The 14,423-nt window shown below is 66.2% G+C and carries 16 protein-coding genes; 8 read left to right on the top strand and 8 right to left on the bottom strand.

The window, feature by feature from the left end:
• Positions 1 to 243 precede the first annotated feature (243 nt).
• Together BG61_RS28200 and BG61_RS28195 are read right to left on the bottom strand one after the other, a co-directional pair.
• On the bottom strand, positions 244 to 1,215 hold the full coding sequence (locus BG61_RS28200) for an AraC family transcriptional regulator (protein WP_035937140.1): 972 nt from the start codon (positions 1,213 to 1,215) through the stop codon (positions 244 to 246).
• Positions 1,216 to 1,325: 110 nt separating this feature from the next.
• Positions 1,326 to 1,796: a 2,4'-dihydroxyacetophenone dioxygenase family protein gene (locus BG61_RS28195; RefSeq protein WP_035937143.1), complete on the bottom strand. Its 471-nt coding sequence runs from the start codon at positions 1,794 to 1,796 to the stop codon at positions 1,326 to 1,328.
• 94 nt (positions 1,797 to 1,890) lie between these two features.
• Between BG61_RS28195 and BG61_RS28190 the strand changes: the two genes are divergently transcribed.
• The 5 genes from BG61_RS28190 (at position 1,891) to BG61_RS28170 (ending at position 5,633) form a co-directional block, all read left to right on the top strand.
• Positions 1,891 to 2,817, top strand: a complete 927-nt coding sequence (locus tag BG61_RS28190) for an ABC transporter ATP-binding protein (protein ID WP_035936990.1) — start codon at positions 1,891 to 1,893, stop codon at positions 2,815 to 2,817.
• On the top strand, positions 2,814 to 3,575 hold the full coding sequence (locus tag BG61_RS28185; protein ID WP_035936992.1) for an ABC transporter permease: 762 nt from the start codon (positions 2,814 to 2,816) through the stop codon (positions 3,573 to 3,575). Before BG61_RS28190 ends, BG61_RS28185 begins: the two co-directional genes overlap by 4 nt.
• Positions 3,576 to 3,687: 112 nt before the next feature.
• A complete protein-coding gene (gene msrB / locus BG61_RS28180; RefSeq protein ID WP_035937144.1) occupies positions 3,688 to 4,191 on the top strand; it encodes a peptide-methionine (R)-S-oxide reductase MsrB in 504 nt (167 codons plus the stop codon).
• A gap of 117 nt (positions 4,192 to 4,308) precedes the next feature.
• The gene (msrA, locus tag BG61_RS28175; protein WP_051672824.1) at positions 4,309 to 5,010 is read left to right on the top strand and encodes a peptide-methionine (S)-S-oxide reductase MsrA; all 702 of its coding nucleotides are present in this window, start codon (positions 4,309 to 4,311) and stop codon (positions 5,008 to 5,010) included.
• A 41-nt stretch (positions 5,011 to 5,051) separates the two neighbouring features.
• Positions 5,052 to 5,633, top strand: a complete 582-nt coding sequence (locus BG61_RS28170; protein WP_035936997.1) for a hydrolase — start codon at positions 5,052 to 5,054, stop codon at positions 5,631 to 5,633.
• A gap of 55 nt (positions 5,634 to 5,688) precedes the next feature.
• On the opposite strand, the gene BG61_RS28165 is transcribed toward BG61_RS28170, so the two are convergent.
• The 4 genes from BG61_RS28165 to BG61_RS28150 form a co-directional block, all read right to left on the bottom strand.
• Positions 5,689 to 7,047 (bottom strand): MFS transporter, encoded by a 1,359-nt coding sequence (locus BG61_RS28165; RefSeq protein ID WP_035936998.1) that lies wholly within the window; start codon positions 7,045 to 7,047, stop codon positions 5,689 to 5,691.
• A 261-nt stretch (positions 7,048 to 7,308) separates the two neighbouring features.
• Entirely contained in the window at positions 7,309 to 8,241 is a 933-nt protein-coding gene (gene kce, locus BG61_RS28160) for a 3,5-dioxohexanoate:acetyl-CoA acetone transferase (protein ID WP_035937001.1), read from the bottom strand.
• Positions 8,242 to 8,274: 33 nt separating this feature from the next.
• The gene (locus BG61_RS28155) at positions 8,275 to 9,066 is read right to left on the bottom strand and encodes an SDR family oxidoreductase (RefSeq protein WP_035937003.1); all 792 of its coding nucleotides are present in this window, start codon (positions 9,064 to 9,066) and stop codon (positions 8,275 to 8,277) included.
• 49 nt (positions 9,067 to 9,115) lie between these two features.
• Positions 9,116 to 9,808 carry a GntR family transcriptional regulator gene (locus BG61_RS28150; RefSeq protein ID WP_035937005.1) on the bottom strand — a complete coding sequence of 231 codons (693 nt, stop codon included), beginning with the start codon at positions 9,806 to 9,808 and terminating at the stop codon, positions 9,116 to 9,118.
• Positions 9,809 to 10,018: 210 nt separating this feature from the next.
• Between BG61_RS28150 and BG61_RS28145 the strand changes: the two genes are divergently transcribed.
• Positions 10,019 to 11,059, top strand: a complete 1,041-nt coding sequence (locus tag BG61_RS28145) for a patatin-like phospholipase family protein (RefSeq protein ID WP_035937008.1) — start codon at positions 10,019 to 10,021, stop codon at positions 11,057 to 11,059.
• 248 nt (positions 11,060 to 11,307) lie between these two features.
• Here BG61_RS28145 and BG61_RS28140 read toward each other — a convergent pair whose 3' ends face one another.
• Positions 11,308 to 11,553, bottom strand: a complete 246-nt coding sequence (locus BG61_RS28140) for a hypothetical protein (protein WP_035942486.1) — start codon at positions 11,551 to 11,553, stop codon at positions 11,308 to 11,310.
• Here BG61_RS28140 and BG61_RS28135 point away from each other — a divergent pair.
• Positions 11,552 to 12,049 carry a hypothetical protein gene (locus tag BG61_RS28135; RefSeq protein ID WP_035937010.1) on the top strand — a complete coding sequence of 166 codons (498 nt, stop codon included), beginning with the start codon at positions 11,552 to 11,554 and terminating at the stop codon, positions 12,047 to 12,049. The genes BG61_RS28140 and BG61_RS28135 overlap by 2 nt on opposite strands.
• Before the next feature lie 271 nt (positions 12,050 to 12,320).
• Here BG61_RS28135 and BG61_RS28130 read toward each other — a convergent pair whose 3' ends face one another.
• Complete coding sequence (locus BG61_RS28130) at positions 12,321 to 13,487, bottom strand: metallophosphoesterase (protein WP_035937013.1); 1,167 nt, start codon at positions 13,485 to 13,487, stop codon at positions 12,321 to 12,323.
• On the opposite strand from BG61_RS28130, the gene BG61_RS44170 reads away from it, so the two are divergent.
• Positions 13,450 to 14,391, top strand: coding sequence for a copper-binding protein (locus BG61_RS44170; protein ID WP_232256366.1), 942 nt, complete (start codon positions 13,450 to 13,452; stop codon positions 14,389 to 14,391). The genes BG61_RS28130 and BG61_RS44170 overlap by 38 nt on opposite strands.
• Positions 14,392 to 14,423: the final 32 nt, after the last annotated feature.

Genomic DNA, 14,423 nt, shown 5'->3' with positions numbered 1-14,423 from the left:
TCGCGAACAGCATGTCCTTGACCGGTGCCGTGTAGCTCATTTTTGTGTCTCCCTGATAGGCCGCGCGCCGCGAGAACTCGCCAGTTCATCGTGCAGCGCACATCGGATGAGCGATCGTAGCGCCACGCGGCGCGCTACCGGATATCCGAATCTGCCTTTTCATTGACAAAAGCTGCCGCTTTTCACACCGTGGGGCCGTGTGCCGTCAGCTTCCCGGCTGGCAGGATCTGTCAGTCGGGAAGCTCACATCGTCTTGCGGTACGCGTTGGGCGTGCTGCCGGTCCAGTGCCGGAACGCGCGATGAAATGCGGTCGGGTTGTCGAACCCCACTTCATAGGCGATCGCCGCGATGGCGTCGTCCGAGCGCGTGAGCCGCTGGATCGCGATGTCGCGCCGCACTTCGTCCTTGATGGCCTGGAACGTCGTGTCTTCGGCGGCGAGCCGCCTGCACAGCGTGCGCACGGAGTAGTGCAGCGCCTGTGCGACGGTGGCGATGGGCGGCATGGCCGGCAGGCAATCCGCGACGTATTGCCTCACACGATGGCAGGTCAGCTGTTCGGCGAACGATACGAAGATCCAGTCTTCGGGCGCACGCGACAGGAATTTTTTCAGGTCGGACTTGCGCTGCCTGACGGGCATTTCGAGATAGGCCGCGTCGAAGCCGATGCGGGTGGCATCGCAGGAAAAGCGCACCGGCCCGGGGAACAGGTGGAGATGGTCGTTCGCCTGCGGAGGACGAGCGAAATCGAAGTCCACCTCCACGAGCGGAATCTTCTGCCCGATGAGCCACGACGCCACGCCGTGCACGAGCTTTAGCATCAGTTCGCGCCCGAGCATGCTGGGCGCCGGGCCGCGCGGATTCCCGACGACTTCGACGTAGCCCAGCGCGCCTTCGCGGTGCGACTGGAGCCTGAAGTCGTCGAGGATCAGGTGGAAGAACTGGCCGAAGCGGTGCAGCGCGACTTCGAGCTTCGACGCATCGATGAGGCTCAGGCACAGATATTTGAGCGTGCCGTTGCGCAGCGGGCGGCTGAAGATGCCGGGCATCTCGTCGTCGAGTTCCATCGCGAGCAGGCGATAGAGCGTCGAGAACTGCTCCTGTGTCACGCGCGCGCCCGGCTTGCGCAGCAATTCGTGCGGAATGCCCGAGCGCTCGGCGAGCCGCGCGATCGCGCGACGGTCGGCGCCGGACAGGAAACCGTTGACGACCGAGATGGGAACGGTGGCGGAAAGGGCGTTCAAGGCTTGAGCGAGGAAGGGCCGCGGTGTGGCCTATTTTGTCATAGTGTCCGCGCGGGGCCGCGGCCGGCCGCCTGCGGCGGGAGTTACGCGAACGCCGTCAGGTCGCGCGGTTCGAGGCCGTTCGCCTTGCAGTACGCCGCATAGCGCTCCCAGCCGCTGCGCCAGTTCTCGATCGCGATCACCTGCCGCGCCTCGTTCATGAAGAGCAGTTCTCCCTGGATGATATTCAGCGTGACGATGTCCTCGTCGCCCGGGATCGCCTGGGGCGTGTGGGTCGATCCGGCCACCTCGTAGACCACGCTGCCCTTGCGCGCCACCCAGCCGTGCTCCAGGTACTTCCATTGCCCCTGGACGGTGTAGACGATCACGGTGCCGGTGTGATGATGGACCGGCATCTGCCCGGCGGCGGGTGCCCTGAGCAGCGCGATGGTCTCGCCGCGGACGGGGTCGAGCTTGAAATACTTGACGAACACCTTCTCGCTGTAAGGCGTGAACGGGACCCAGGGGATCTCGTCGTCGTTGATGCAGGCGGTTTCTATCTGTTCGAACAGCATGGCGCGGCTCCCGGCATTCCGTGGTATCGCGCCATTGTAGACACGCGCGCGGCCGGTCGAGCCGATTTGGACGGTATCTGATATCGTCCACGCCATGCAAACAATCATTACCGTATCGAATCTCGGCAAGACCTACGCGTCCGGATTTCAGGCGCTGAAAGGCATCGACCTTGAAATCAGGCGCGGCGAGATCTTCGCGCTGCTCGGGCCGAACGGGGCGGGCAAGACCACGCTGATCAGCACCATCTGCGGGATCGTGCGGCCGAGCGCCGGCCGCGTGCTCGTGAACGGTCACGATATCGTCACGGATTATCGCGCCGCCCGCGCGATGATCGGCCTCGTGCCGCAGGAACTCACCACCGACGCCTTCGAAACCGTCTGGGCGACCGTGTCGTTCAGCCGCGGCCTGTTCGGCAAGCCGCCGAACCCGGCGCACATCGAGAAGGTGCTCCGGGCGTTGTCGCTCTGGGGCAAGAAGGACAACCGCATCATCACGCTGTCGGGCGGCATGAAGCGGCGCGTGCTGATCGCGAAGGCGCTCTCGCACGAGCCCGACATTCTCTTTCTGGACGAGCCCACCGCGGGCGTCGACGTCGAACTGCGGCGCGACATGTGGCAGCTCGTGCGCTCGCTGAAGGCGAGCGGCGTGACGATCATCCTGACGACGCACTACATCGACGAGGCGGAGGAAATGGCCGACCGCATCGGCGTGATCACCGGCGGCGAGATCATCCTGGTCGAGGAAAAGGCGGAGCTGATGCGCAAGCTCGGCAAGAAGCAGCTCGTGCTGCAACTCGATCATGCGCTCGAGCGCATTCCCGCCGCGCTCGGGCCCTACGGCCTCGAACTGTCCGCCGAAGGCACCGAGCTGACCTACACCTACGACGCGAGCGACGAGCCCGGCCGCATCATCGCGCTGTTGCGCCACCTCGACGAAGCCGGCGTGAAGTTCAAGGATCTTCAGACGACGCAAAGTTCGCTCGAAGACATCTTCGTGAGTCTTGTAAGGGAGGCGAAATGAATCTGCACGCAGTGCGGGCGATCTACCGCTTCGAAATGGCGCGCACCGGGCGCACTCTGATGCAGAGCATCGTGTCGCCGGTCATTTCCACGTCGCTCTATTTCGTCGTGTTCGGCGCGGCGATCGGCTCGCGCATTCCGCACATCGAAGGCATCAGCTACGGCGCGTTCATCGTGCCGGGGCTCGTCATGCTGTCGCTGCTCACGCAAAGCATCTCGAACGCCTCCTTCGGCATCTATTTCCCGAAGTTCACGGGGACGATCTACGAGCTGCTGTCCGCGCCGATCTCGTATCTGGAGATCGTCGTGAGCTACGTGGGCGCGGCGGCGACGAAATCGGTGATTCTCGGGGTGATCATCCTCATCACGGCGCGTCTCTTTGTGCCGCTTCGCATCGACCATCCGGTCTGGATGATCGTGTTCCTGCTGCTCACGGCGGTGACGTTCAGCCTGCTCGGCTTCATCATCGGCATCTGGGCGGACGGCTTCGAGAAGCTGCAGGTGATTCCGCTCCTGATCGTCACGCCGCTCACGTTTCTCGGCGGCAGCTTCTATTCCATCGACATCCTGCCGCCGTTCTGGAAGACGGTCGCGCTGTTCAATCCTGTCGTCTACCTGATCAGCGGCTTCCGGTGGAGCTTCTACGGACTCGCGGACGTGGACGTCGGCGTAAGCCTCGCGATGACGCTCGTATTCCTCGGACTATTTATCGCCATCGTTGCGTGGATCTTTAAGACCGGTTATCGACTCAAATCGTAGCGGGCTTCGATTGTTTGCGTCGGTTTGCGTCGGTTTGCGGCAGCCGGCACACCGGGATCGAGTGAAGGCGAACGGAACGGCGGCACGCGTGGGGTCCTTCTGGATGAGCATGATGAAAGGCACGAAACGCAGTTTTCTCGGCGCGATCGCGGCGAGCGTGGCGGGCGCCGTCGCGTGGCGCGGGAGCGGCGCGGGCACGGCGCGCGCCGCGGATGCCCCTTCGTTCGAAATCAGCCACAGCGACGCCGAATGGCACAAGCTGCTCACGCCGGCGCAATATCGCGTGCTGCGCGGCGAGGGTACGGAGCGGCCGTACAGCAGCCCGCTCAATGCGGAGCATCGCGCGGGCATGTTCGCCTGCGCCGGATGCGGGCTGGACCTGTTTTCGTCGAAGACGAAGTTCGAAAGCCATACCGGCTGGCCGAGCTTCTGGCAGCCGCTCGACGGCGCCATCGCGACCCACGCGGACGCGTCGTTCGGCATGGAGCGCAACGAAGTGCACTGCCGCCGCTGCGGCGGCCATCTCGGGCACGTGTTCGACGACGGACCAAAACCCACCGGCCTGCGCTACTGCATGAACGGCGTCGCGCTCGTCTTCACGCCGGAGTCCGCGTAATGCCGCACGAAGCTGCATGACACTCCATCGCGCCGCCGCGCTCCGGGCGAGGCGGCGCCCGTATCCGGGACCACCATCATGAACATTTCAGATCGACCGGCCGGTAAGGCGACGCGCATGCGCCGCGCCGTCATGTTCGCGTCGGCCGCGTTGTGCGCCGCCGCCCTGCTGTTTTCGCAGCGCGCGGCGCTGTCTTCCGAGGCGCCGGTCGCGATCGCGCCGCCCGCCGTCGACGAACCGGCCTCCGGCGCGCACACGCAAACGGCGGTGCTCGCCGGCGGGTGCTTCTGGGGCGTGCAGGGCGTCTTCCAGCATGTGCGTGGCGTGACCCGCGTGGTCTCCGGCTATTCGGGCGGCGAGCCCGGAACGGCGAACTACGATACCGTCAGCGGCGGGCGCACCGGTCACGCGGAATCCGTGCAGATCACCTACGATCCGGGCCAGATCACCTACGGCCGGCTGCTTCAGGTCTACTTCTCGGTCGCGCACGACCCGACCGAGCTGAACCGCCAGGGGCCGGATCACGGCACGCAGTACCGGTCGGCGATCTTCGCGGCGAACGCCACGCAGATGCGCGTCGCGCAGAGCTATATCGCGCAGCTCGACAAGTCGCGTGCGTTCCCGGCGCCGATCGTGACGAAGACGGATTCGCTCAAGGCGTTCTATCCCGCCGAGGGCTATCACCAGAATTACCTGACGCTGCATCCGGATTCGCCGTATATCGCGACATACGATCTTCCGAAGATCGAGAACCTGAAGCGCATGTTTCCGGACCTGTATCGCGAAAAGCCGGTGCTCGTCACCGGACTCGCGCAATAGCCGGCAACGTGACCGACCTTTCACACCCGCGGGATCGTCCAATGAACAACGCCGATTTCAAGCTTCAGAGCCGCTCCACCGCCCTCGTGCTGATCGACCTCCAGGCGGGAATCACCGCGCTGCCGGTGCAGCCGAACAGCGCCGCGGACGTGCTCGCCAACGCTCGCGCGCTCGCGGATCGTTTCAGGGCGCTCGATGCGCTCGTGGTGCTGGTCAAGGTGGCTTATCCCGCCGCGCCCGGCGGCATGCGGCCGATCACCGAGGCCGGGCAGGCGCCGCTCGCAAGCGAGCCCGCGGGATGGAGCGAGCTGTGTCCGGAGCTGGCGGTGCAGCCGTCGGACATCGTGATCACGAAGCGGCAGTGGGGCGCCTTCTACGGCACCGAGCTCGACTTGCAACTGCGCCGGCGGGGGATCGACACGATCGTGCTGGGCGGGATCGCGACGCATATCGGTGTCGAATCGACTGCACGCGCAGCCTACGAGCACGGCTACCAGCAGATCTTCGTCGAGGATGCGATGAGCGACCTGCACGCCGACACGCACGAATCCACGTTCCGCTATGTGTTTCCGCGCATCGGGCGCATCCGCTCGACCGCGCAGGTTGTCGCGGCGCTCGAATGAGCGCGGCGCGCGTGGCGCGCGCCGCTTTCCTGCTGCCTTCCTGCCGCTTCCTGCCTCAGATCGCCTTGTGTGCGGCCGGCGTGTCGGCCGCCGCTTCGCGGTCCTCGGCGCCGTGGCGCAGCCGCAGGCTGCAGATCGCCGCGACGACGAGCGCCGCCGCGAGCAGCACGAGCCCGTTCATCGCGCGGCCGGTCGATTGCTCGATCAGGCCCATGACGGTCGGTCCGACGAAGCCGCCGAGCAGCCCGCACGAGTTCACGAGCCCGAGGCCGCCCGCGAGCGCGCTGCCCGAGAGGCGCGAGGACGGGAAAGTGAAGATGATCGACTGCACGACGAAGAACATCGACGCCGACAGGCACACGCCCAGAAGGCCGATCACGGGCGTCGAATAGGCCGCCACCACGAGGCCCGACGCCATCACAACGAGCCCGCCGACGAGCAGGCGCCGGCTGCGCGCCGAGTCGCTCGCGAAGCGCGGCAGCGTCGCTGCGCCGATCGCGGCGGCGATCCACGGTGTCGCGCTCAGCAGGCCGATGGTGAACGGCGAGAAGTGGCCCGACGCGCCGATGATGCCCGGCAGGAAGAAGATCACCGTGTAGATCGTGAGCTGGTGGCAGAAGTACACGAGAATCGCGAGCCACACCTGACGGTCGGCGAGGCACGTGCGGAACGAATGCGCGCTTTTGCCCGCGCCGTGTCCGCCCTGGCCGTCCTGCTCGGCGGCGAGGCGGCGTTCGAGCGCTTCGGCCTCGTCGCGTGCGAGCCACGGCGCCTTGGTCGGGCGGTCCGGCAGCACCTTCCAGACGACGTAGGCGAGGAGCACCGCGGGCAGGCCTTCGATCACGAAGAGCCACTGCCAGCCGTGAAAGCCGAGTGCGCCGTCGAGTTCGAGCAGCGCGCCGCCGAGCGGCCCGCCGAGGATATTCGCAATGCACACGCCGAGCAGGAAAAAGCCGGTCGCGCGGGCGCGTTCCTCGCGGCCGAACCAGTAGGTCAGATACAGCATCACGCCCGGAAAGAGGCCGGCTTCGGCCGCGCCGAGCAGCAGGCGCATGACATAGAACGAGGTCTCGCCCGTCACGAACGCCATGCCGATGGAGAGCAGCCCCCACGTAATCATGATGCGCGTGATCCAGAAGCGCGCGCCCACCTTGTGCATGACCAGGTTGCTCGGGATTTCGAAGAGCGCGTAGGTGAGGAAGAAAAGGCCTGCACCGAGCCCGTAGGCGGCGGAGGACAGGCCGAGGTCGATGCCCATCGAGTGCTTCGCGAGCGCGATGTTCGTGCGGTCGAGGAAGCTGATCACGTACACGATCACGAGCAGCGGCATCAGCTTCGCGATCAGCAGCTTGTTGAGCGACGCCTGCTGCGCGGGCGTCTGCGCGCGCGGTGGTTGCATGTTGCGAGTTGACATGGATACTCCCGGGATTGGTCGGTGCGGCCGCTGGCCGGCGCGATTAGTTGAAGGCCGGCAATCTGCCGGCAGCGGCGGGCGCGTGTCCCGCCGCGGCTTGATGCGAGCCTGCCAGGCGCTTCGGTGCCGTCGCTGTATCGACGTCAACAGGTGAGTTGAACTGCATGGGATGTCGTCTCCTGAGATTATGTTTTTGTATGTCTGGAAGGCGCGGCTCGCCGATGAGGCCAGCCGCGCAAAAAAAGGGTCGGGCCGCGCGCGTCAGAACGCGACGTTGTCGCCGCCCTTCAGCTCGAGCATCGCGCGTGCCTCCTGCGGCGTCGCGATTTCCAGCGACAGCCCCTCGATCACCTGCCGGATCTTCTTCACCTGCGCCGCGCTCGATTCGGCGAGCTTGCCCGGCCCGATCCACAGCGAGTCTTCGAGACCCACGCGCGCGTTCGAGCCCTGCGCGACGCCCATCGTGGCGAGCGGAATCTGGTTGCGTCCCGCGCCGAGGATCGACCACACGTAGTCGCTGCCGAACAGGCGGTCGGCGGTGCGCTTCATGTGCGCGAGGTCCTCCGGATGCGCGCCGATGCCGCCGAGCAGCCCGAACACGCTCTGCACGAAGAAGGGCGCCTTGGCGAGGCCTCGATCGACGAAGTGCGCGAGGTTGTACAGGTGCGAGATGTCATAGCACTCGAACTCGAAGCGCGTGCCGTTCGCGCCGCACGAGGTCAGGATGTATTCGACGTCGGCGAACGTGTTCTTGAAGACGAGATCGCGGCTGTTTGCCAGATGCTGGCGTTCCCAGTCGTGCTTGAGTTCCGTGAAGCGGTCGAGCATCGGATAGAGGCCGAAGTTCATCGACCCCATGTTCAGCGACGCCACTTCCGGCTGGAAATGATGTGCGGGCTTCAGGCGCTCCGCGACCGTCATATGCGGGCTGCCGCCCGTCGTGAGGTTGATCACGGCGTCGGTTTGCTCCTTGATGCGCGGCAGGAAGCGTTCGAACACGGCGGGGTCCTGCGTCGGGCGGCCGTCTTCGGGGTGGCGCGCGTGCAGGTGGAGAATCGCCGCGCCTTCGCGGGCCGCCGCGAGCGCGGCGTTCGCGATCTCGTCGGGTGTCACCGGCAGGTACGGCGACATGGACGGCGTATGGATCGCGCCGGTCGGCGCGCACGTGATGATGACCTTGCGGGTCTTTGCCATGATGGTCTTGTCCGTGATCGGGATGAGGGAAATTCAGAGCGTCTCGACGTTGCCGCACACCGACAGCGCCTGCCCCGAGATCGCGCTGCCCGCGGGCGAACTCAGGAACAGCACGCTCGCGGCGACTTCGTCCTGCGTGACCATGCGGCGCAGCGAGATTTTTTCGAGATAACGTGCTTCCATCTCCTCGTAGGTGAGGCCGAGCTGCTTCGCGCGGGCCGCGATGACGCCTTCCATGCGCGGCCCCTTGACGATGCCCGGCTGCACCGCGTTGACGCGGATGTTGTCGGGTCCGAGTTCGATCGCGAGGCTTTTCGCCAGTCCGACGACCGCCCATTTGGTGGCCGAGTACGGCGTGCGAAAGCCATAGCCGAGGCGTCCCGCCACCGACGAGATGAACACGATCACGCCGCCGTCGGGCGCCTGGCGCAGGAGCGGCACGGCCAGCCGCGAGAAATAGAAGTGGCTGTTCAGGTTGACCGAAACGGTCTTTTCCCACTCGGACGCCTCGATCGCATCGATGCCGCCCGTCGGGCCGGCGATGCCCGCGTTGTTGATCAGCACGTCGAGGCCGCCGAGCTCGCGCTGCAGGTCGTCGAAGACGCGCGCGACGTCGGCCTGGTCGGCGACATTGGCACGCGTGCCGGTGATCGCGGGCGTTTCGGTTGCGAGCGCGTCGATCGCGCGGCCGTCGACGTCGCACACGTGCACGCGGGCGCCCGTCGCGACGAATGCCTTCGCGATCGCCAGGCCGATGCCCGACGCGCCGCCCGTGACGAGCACGCGCAAGCCGGCGCGGGGAGTGAGAAGTTTCAGTGCATCCATGAGTGTTCCTCCTGTTGATCTTCGGGTGTCCGGACAGGCGCGCCGCGGGTCAGCGGCACGCCTCTCCGAGCGTGATGTCTTGCGGCGCGCGCAGGCGCCCGGCGAGCGCTTCGGCTGCGTCGCCGATGTCCTGCGCGATGCCCGCGCGCACCGCCGCGCCGTCGCGGCGCCACAGCGCGTCGACGATCTTGCGGTGCGCGGCCATCGAGCGCCGCATGTGCGCGATATCGGGCGCGACCATGTTGAGAAACGGCCCGATGCGCATCCACATGTTCTGGATCGTCGCGAGCGTGAGTTCGCTCGCGCCGTGCGTGTAAATGCTCGTGTGGAACGCGAAGTTGCTGCGCAGGTACGCGGCGGCGTCGCCTGCCTCGGCGTGTGCGTCCATCACGTCGTGGATCTGCTGGACGGCGCTCAGATGCGCGTCGGTCATCCGCGCCGCGGCGCGCGCCGCCACGCAGCCCTCGATCGCGACGCGCACGTCGCGCAGCTCCTCGATCAGCTCGAGCGTCATCGGCGGGACCATCAGCGCGCGCCCCGGGCCGTCGACCAGCGCGCCTTCGGCCTGCAGCCGCGTGAGCGCGCCGCGCACCGGCATCGTCGACGAACCGACCGCCTCCGCGACGCCGCGCAGGCTGAGCGGCTGGCCAGGCGCGAAACGGCCGCTCATGATCGCCTCGCGCAGTTGCTGGTACAGCTTGGCGGCCATGGTCTCGTGAGCGACGGCTTCCAGTGGCGGCATGGCGCGGGGAACGGAACGGATTGCCACGGGTGAATTCCTTTGTAACCGAGATTTGTGATGTGTGATCACAGTTGCGAGAAGTTTGATTTCCGCAGCACTGAAAGTCAATGCGCGATCGCTAGGGGAAAACGCGGACACCGCCCGCGGCCGGCGACGGCGCCCGCATCTCCTATGCTTCATCGAGCGTCCATCCATTCTTTAGAGGAAAACATGGCGACGATTCCCAAGGTAGCGATCGCATGCCAGGGCGGCGGGAGCCACGCCGCGTTCGCCTCGGGCGTTCTCCAGCGTCTTCTGAGCGACGAGATGGTGAGCCGCTTTCAGCTCGTCGCGCTGAGCGGCACTTCGGGCGGCGCGATGTGCAGCGCGCTCGCGTGGGCGGGCCTTCTGATCGGCGGTCCGGCCGATGCCATCCGGCGCCTCGAGGGCTTCTGGACGGACCTCGAGGCGCGCGACGCCCCGGACATCGTCGCGAACGCGCTCGGCACGTTCGTCGCGCGTTTTCCGGTGACGGCCGAGATCAGCCCGTATTTGTATCCGCCGCTCGCGGAGGAGCGGTTGCGGCAGCTGCTCGACAAGCACCTGCCGCTTTCCGCACTGCCCGCCGACCCGGCGAGCCGCGCGAAGCCGACGCTCTTCGTCGGCGCGACCGATGTCGAGACCGGCGACCGCGTCGTGTTCCCCGGCGAGCGGCTGGACCACGACCAGCTGATCGCGTCGGCGGCCGTTCCGCCGCTCTATCGCGCGGTGAGGGCCGACGGCCGGATGTGCTGGGACGGGCTTTTCAGCAGCAATCCGCCCGTGCGCGAATTCACCGACCTCGACATGGACACGCGCCCCGACGAGATCTGGGTCGTCCAGATCAATCCGCAGTCGCGCAAGGAGATACCCGAATCGATGAGCGAGATCGTCGACCGGCGCAACGAGCTTGCCGGCAATCTCGCGCTCGGGCAGGAGCTGTATTTCACGACGCGCATCAACGCGCTGCTCGCGAAGGACAAGTCGCTCGGCGAGCGCTACAAGCCGATAACGGTGCGGCTCGTGGAGATGCAACTCGACCGCAGCGACTACCCGGGGCCACTCGACTACGCGTCGAAGCTCGACCGCAATCCCGCGCTGATCCATGCGCTGATGCGCAAGGGCCGCGAACGCGCGGCGTGGTTCTTCGACGCCCGCTCGGCGTGGCCGCGCGAAGGCACGGTGCCGCACAAGAGCGTCTACGCGACGGCGCCCGCCGCCGCGCGCGGCTGAACGCTGTGGAACCCGGCTGAACGCCCGTACGGGCGGCGGGGCTGAGCGCGTCCGGTAAGCCAGGGTCGAAGTCGCGTTTCGTTCGGATCGGCGGCTCGGGCGCGCCGGCGTCCGACGCAGGGGCTGCCATGTCCAGACGCGAGCCGAAGGGGGCGCTGCCGCAAGCGCTCGCCGTACCAGGCGAGCCTGCACGATAAAGCGCGGGATGGGCACGAAGCCAAGTCTTACTGTTCCCGCGCCTTCACTACTCAATCATCTGGAACAGCAACGCGGACCTGCGGGCGGCGCCTGCTCCTCGCACACCGGAAGCCACCCGAAAGCCGGATCAGCGGTCTCAAAATTAGGAATCCAATTAAAAAGACACTTAAGCGATTGACAGCCGATATCTCGAAAAACAGACTCTCCGGTTCGGTTTCAATCAGCGTCGCCGCGGCGTTCTGGACGGCCGGACAGCCGCCGCGCGCATCCCTTTCGTTTCGCAGGAGAATTCCCATGAAATCCAGATTCCTTTCCCTCTTCGGTTGTGCGCTGCTCGTCGCGGCATCGGTCGTGGTGTCGCCGGGTGTGTCGGCGGCGCCGGGCGCGTCGAGGATCGAGGGCGAGACGGCGGTGCAGATCGGCGGGACGGTCAGCTCGGTCAACCTCGCGACGCGCACGGTCATGATCGCCGACGCGCAAGGCGCGATCAGCTCGGTGCAGGTGGGCCAGGACGTGCCGAACCTCGACAGGCTTGCGAACGGCACCCGCGTGACGGCCAGCACGATGCGCGGCGTCACGCTGACGATCCTCGCGAAGGGTGCGCTGGCGGCGAACAATACGCCGGTCGCCGAAGTGGTTCGCGCCGACGACAGGTCGGGCGTCATCACGCTGAAGGACGCGCAGGGCGGGCAGCTCGTCGTACGGGTGCGCGAGCCCCTGATGGCTGCCGGTATTGCGGCGGGCACGCGTGTCGCAGTGGAGTTCGCCGCTCTGACCGCGGCTGCCCACTGAACGTGATTTGTCGGACTTTTCCAGTAGTGCACGAACGCGCATACCGGTAACGTTCGGCTTCCTTCGATTGGCAGGTGCCCCTCCCGCCGATCGAAGGGCGCCCGGTCAGGCTCCAAAGCCCGGGCGCAGCGCTTCCCCGAGCGCGGGGACACGGGTGGGCGCCGTACCTCGGCGTCTCCCGATGTCCTTCCCCGTCCATCCGGCGCGAGCCGGATGGACACTTTCCCTCCTTCCGCCTTCTGCTTCCGCGGTCGATCCGACGATCCGACGCTCAGCCGCCCCGCAAGCCTTCCACCAGCCGCACACGCGTGATCTCCGACGGCGCGCCGAGCCGCTTCGGCGGTCCCCAGTAGCCGGTGCCACGGCTCGTATAGATCCAGAGTCCGTCGAGCCTGTCGAGACCCGAGACGAACGGCTGCTGAAGCCGAACGAAGAAATTCCACGGCAGGAATTGCCCGCCGTGCGTATGCCCGGACAGTTGCAGCGTGAAGCCCGCTTCGGCGGCGGCCGCCGCGCTGCGCGGCTGGTGCGCGAGCAGCAGACGCACTTTCGCGTCGTCGGGGGCGCCCCGCAGGGCGGCCGCGGGATCGCTCTTGTGCGACGGATCGAAGCTGCCCGCGTTGTAGTCGGTCACGCCGGCCACGACGGCGCGCGCGCCATCGTGATCGAGCACGACGTGCTGGTTCATCAGCACCGTCAGACCGAGGCGCCGGAATTCCGCAACCCACTTGTCCGCGCCCGAGTAGTACTCGTGGTTGCCCGTCACGAGAAACGCGCCGTGCCGCGCGCTCAACTGGCCGAGCGGGCGCGTGTGGTCGGCGAGATGCGCCACCGCGCCGTCGACGACATCGCCCGTCACCGCGATCATGTCCGGCTTCAGGCCGTTGACCGCCGCGACGATACGCTCCACGTAATGGCGCTTGATGGTCGGCCCGACGTGGATGTCGCTGATCTGCACGATCGTGAAGCCGTTGAGCGGCGCGGGGAGGTTGTCGATCGGCACGTCGACGGTGACGACGGGCGCCCGCCGGCGCGCGTTGTAGAAGCCGATCGCCGATGAGAGCAGCGCAAGCACGGGCACCGCAAGCGCGCTGTCGGCGACGAGCGTGGGCGAACCGATCGGCGTGCCGCGCGCCCAGTCGATCAGATGCACCACGAGAAGCAGCACGTCGCGTGCGAAGGTCAGCACGAGCAGCGACGAAAAGAAGCCGAGGGCGATGAGGCCGATCCAGGCGAGGCGGTCGGAGAGCGGCTGCGGCTCGATGGTGCGCGCGGCCATGCCGAGCGGAATGAGGAGGACCGACGCGATCAGTGCGAGCACCGCGAGCGAGCGCAGTGGAGTGCCAACGGGCGCGGCCGGAATGAGCCGCACGCCGACGTAGATGTGAAACAAAATACCGATGCCGATGACGCGAAAAAAGAACGCGGAGCGTCGCATAGAGCGCCTGAAAAGAGGAAGAGACGGGCGGCGTCAGCGCCGCGCCGGAGATGGAGCCGATTCTACCGTTTCGTCAAAAAGCCTGCCCCGGCATTGCGCCGGGGCGAGCGGCCGACCCGGCCCGTTTATTTTGCCCCGTGCGAAACGATTTACCCGATTTCTGCGGGTTTCGAAATTGAGCGTATCAGGTGGACATGCGGTAAATGCGCAGGGTATAAATGTCGCTGATTTAATCCTGCGTAATCTTGGGTACGGCCTTTCATTGCGCCGGTTAATGAAAGAGGAAAACCATGGAGAAAGCCGCATGAATGCAAAATGGAGCGTGGTTTTGATGCTGGCGGCGTCGGCGATCACGACGTCGGTTCACGCGCAGAACGAGTCACTCGCCACTCAGGCGCAGAAAATCGCCGGCTCGGCGCAACCGGTTCATCTTCAGGCGCAAATCATCGGAATCGACGCGGGCACGCGCACGCTCACGCTGCGCGGCGCGAAGGGCGCAATATCCACCGCGGTGGTGAGCGACCAGGTGAAGAACTTCGATGAGCTGAAAATCGGCGATCAGGTCGACGTGCTCTACAAGAGCGCGTTGCTCGTGACGGCGCAGAAAGTCGCGGGCGCGGACAAGGGCATCCGCAAGCGCGTCGACACATCGGTTTATACGCCGGTGTCCGGCGCGTCGGGCGTGCCCGGATTCGAATCGGAGCGGCAGGTCGAGATTCTCGCGACCGTGCAGAGCATCAATCGCAAGAACGGCACGATCACGCTGCGCGGTCCGTGGCGCACGGACACCTACGATATTCCAGCGGACGTGGACACCAAAAACCTCAAGCCCGGCGATACCATTCATGCGGTATTCGTTTCTGCGGCAGCGGTGGAAGTCACGCCGAAAAGCGCGGCGAAATAGCAAAGAAAAGGCCTGGCGAAAATCGCCAGGCC

It is taken from the genome of Caballeronia glathei (assembly GCF_000698595.1).
Classification (GTDB): Bacteria; Pseudomonadota; Gammaproteobacteria; order Burkholderiales; family Burkholderiaceae; genus Caballeronia; species Caballeronia glathei.
Note: the sequence above shows the minus strand (reverse complement) of the source record. Positions and strands in the feature narration are given on the sequence as shown.

Coding starts and splice junctions, on each gene's coding strand:
- BG61_RS28185 (WP_035936992.1), top strand. CDS start 2,814: ATGAATCTGCACGCAGTGCGGGCGATCTACCGCTTCGAAATGGCGCGC.
- BG61_RS28195 (WP_035937143.1), bottom strand. CDS start 1,796: ATGCTGTTCGAACAGATAGAAACCGCCTGCATCAACGACGACGAGATC.
- msrA (WP_051672824.1), top strand. CDS start 4,309: ATGCGCCGCGCCGTCATGTTCGCGTCGGCCGCGTTGTGCGCCGCCGCC.
- msrB (WP_035937144.1), top strand. CDS start 3,688: ATGAAAGGCACGAAACGCAGTTTTCTCGGCGCGATCGCGGCGAGCGTG.
- BG61_RS28155 (WP_035937003.1), bottom strand. CDS start 9,066: ATGGATGCACTGAAACTTCTCACTCCCCGCGCCGGCTTGCGCGTGCTC.
- BG61_RS28140 (WP_035942486.1), bottom strand. CDS start 11,553: ATGGGAATTCTCCTGCGAAACGAAAGGGATGCGCGCGGCGGCTGTCCG.
- BG61_RS28190 (WP_035936990.1), top strand. CDS start 1,891: ATGCAAACAATCATTACCGTATCGAATCTCGGCAAGACCTACGCGTCC.
- BG61_RS44170 (WP_232256366.1), top strand. CDS start 13,450: ATGCCGATGACGCGAAAAAAGAACGCGGAGCGTCGCATAGAGCGCCTG.
- kce (WP_035937001.1), bottom strand. CDS start 8,241: ATGGCAAAGACCCGCAAGGTCATCATCACGTGCGCGCCGACCGGCGCG.
- BG61_RS28145 (WP_035937008.1), top strand. CDS start 10,019: ATGGCGACGATTCCCAAGGTAGCGATCGCATGCCAGGGCGGCGGGAGC.
- BG61_RS28170 (WP_035936997.1), top strand. CDS start 5,052: ATGAACAACGCCGATTTCAAGCTTCAGAGCCGCTCCACCGCCCTCGTG.
- BG61_RS28130 (WP_035937013.1), bottom strand. CDS start 13,487: ATGCGACGCTCCGCGTTCTTTTTTCGCGTCATCGGCATCGGTATTTTG.
- BG61_RS28165 (WP_035936998.1), bottom strand. CDS start 7,047: ATGTCAACTCGCAACATGCAACCACCGCGCGCGCAGACGCCCGCGCAG.
- BG61_RS28150 (WP_035937005.1), bottom strand. CDS start 9,808: ATGCCGCCACTGGAAGCCGTCGCTCACGAGACCATGGCCGCCAAGCTG.
- BG61_RS28135 (WP_035937010.1), top strand. CDS start 11,552: ATGAAATCCAGATTCCTTTCCCTCTTCGGTTGTGCGCTGCTCGTCGCG.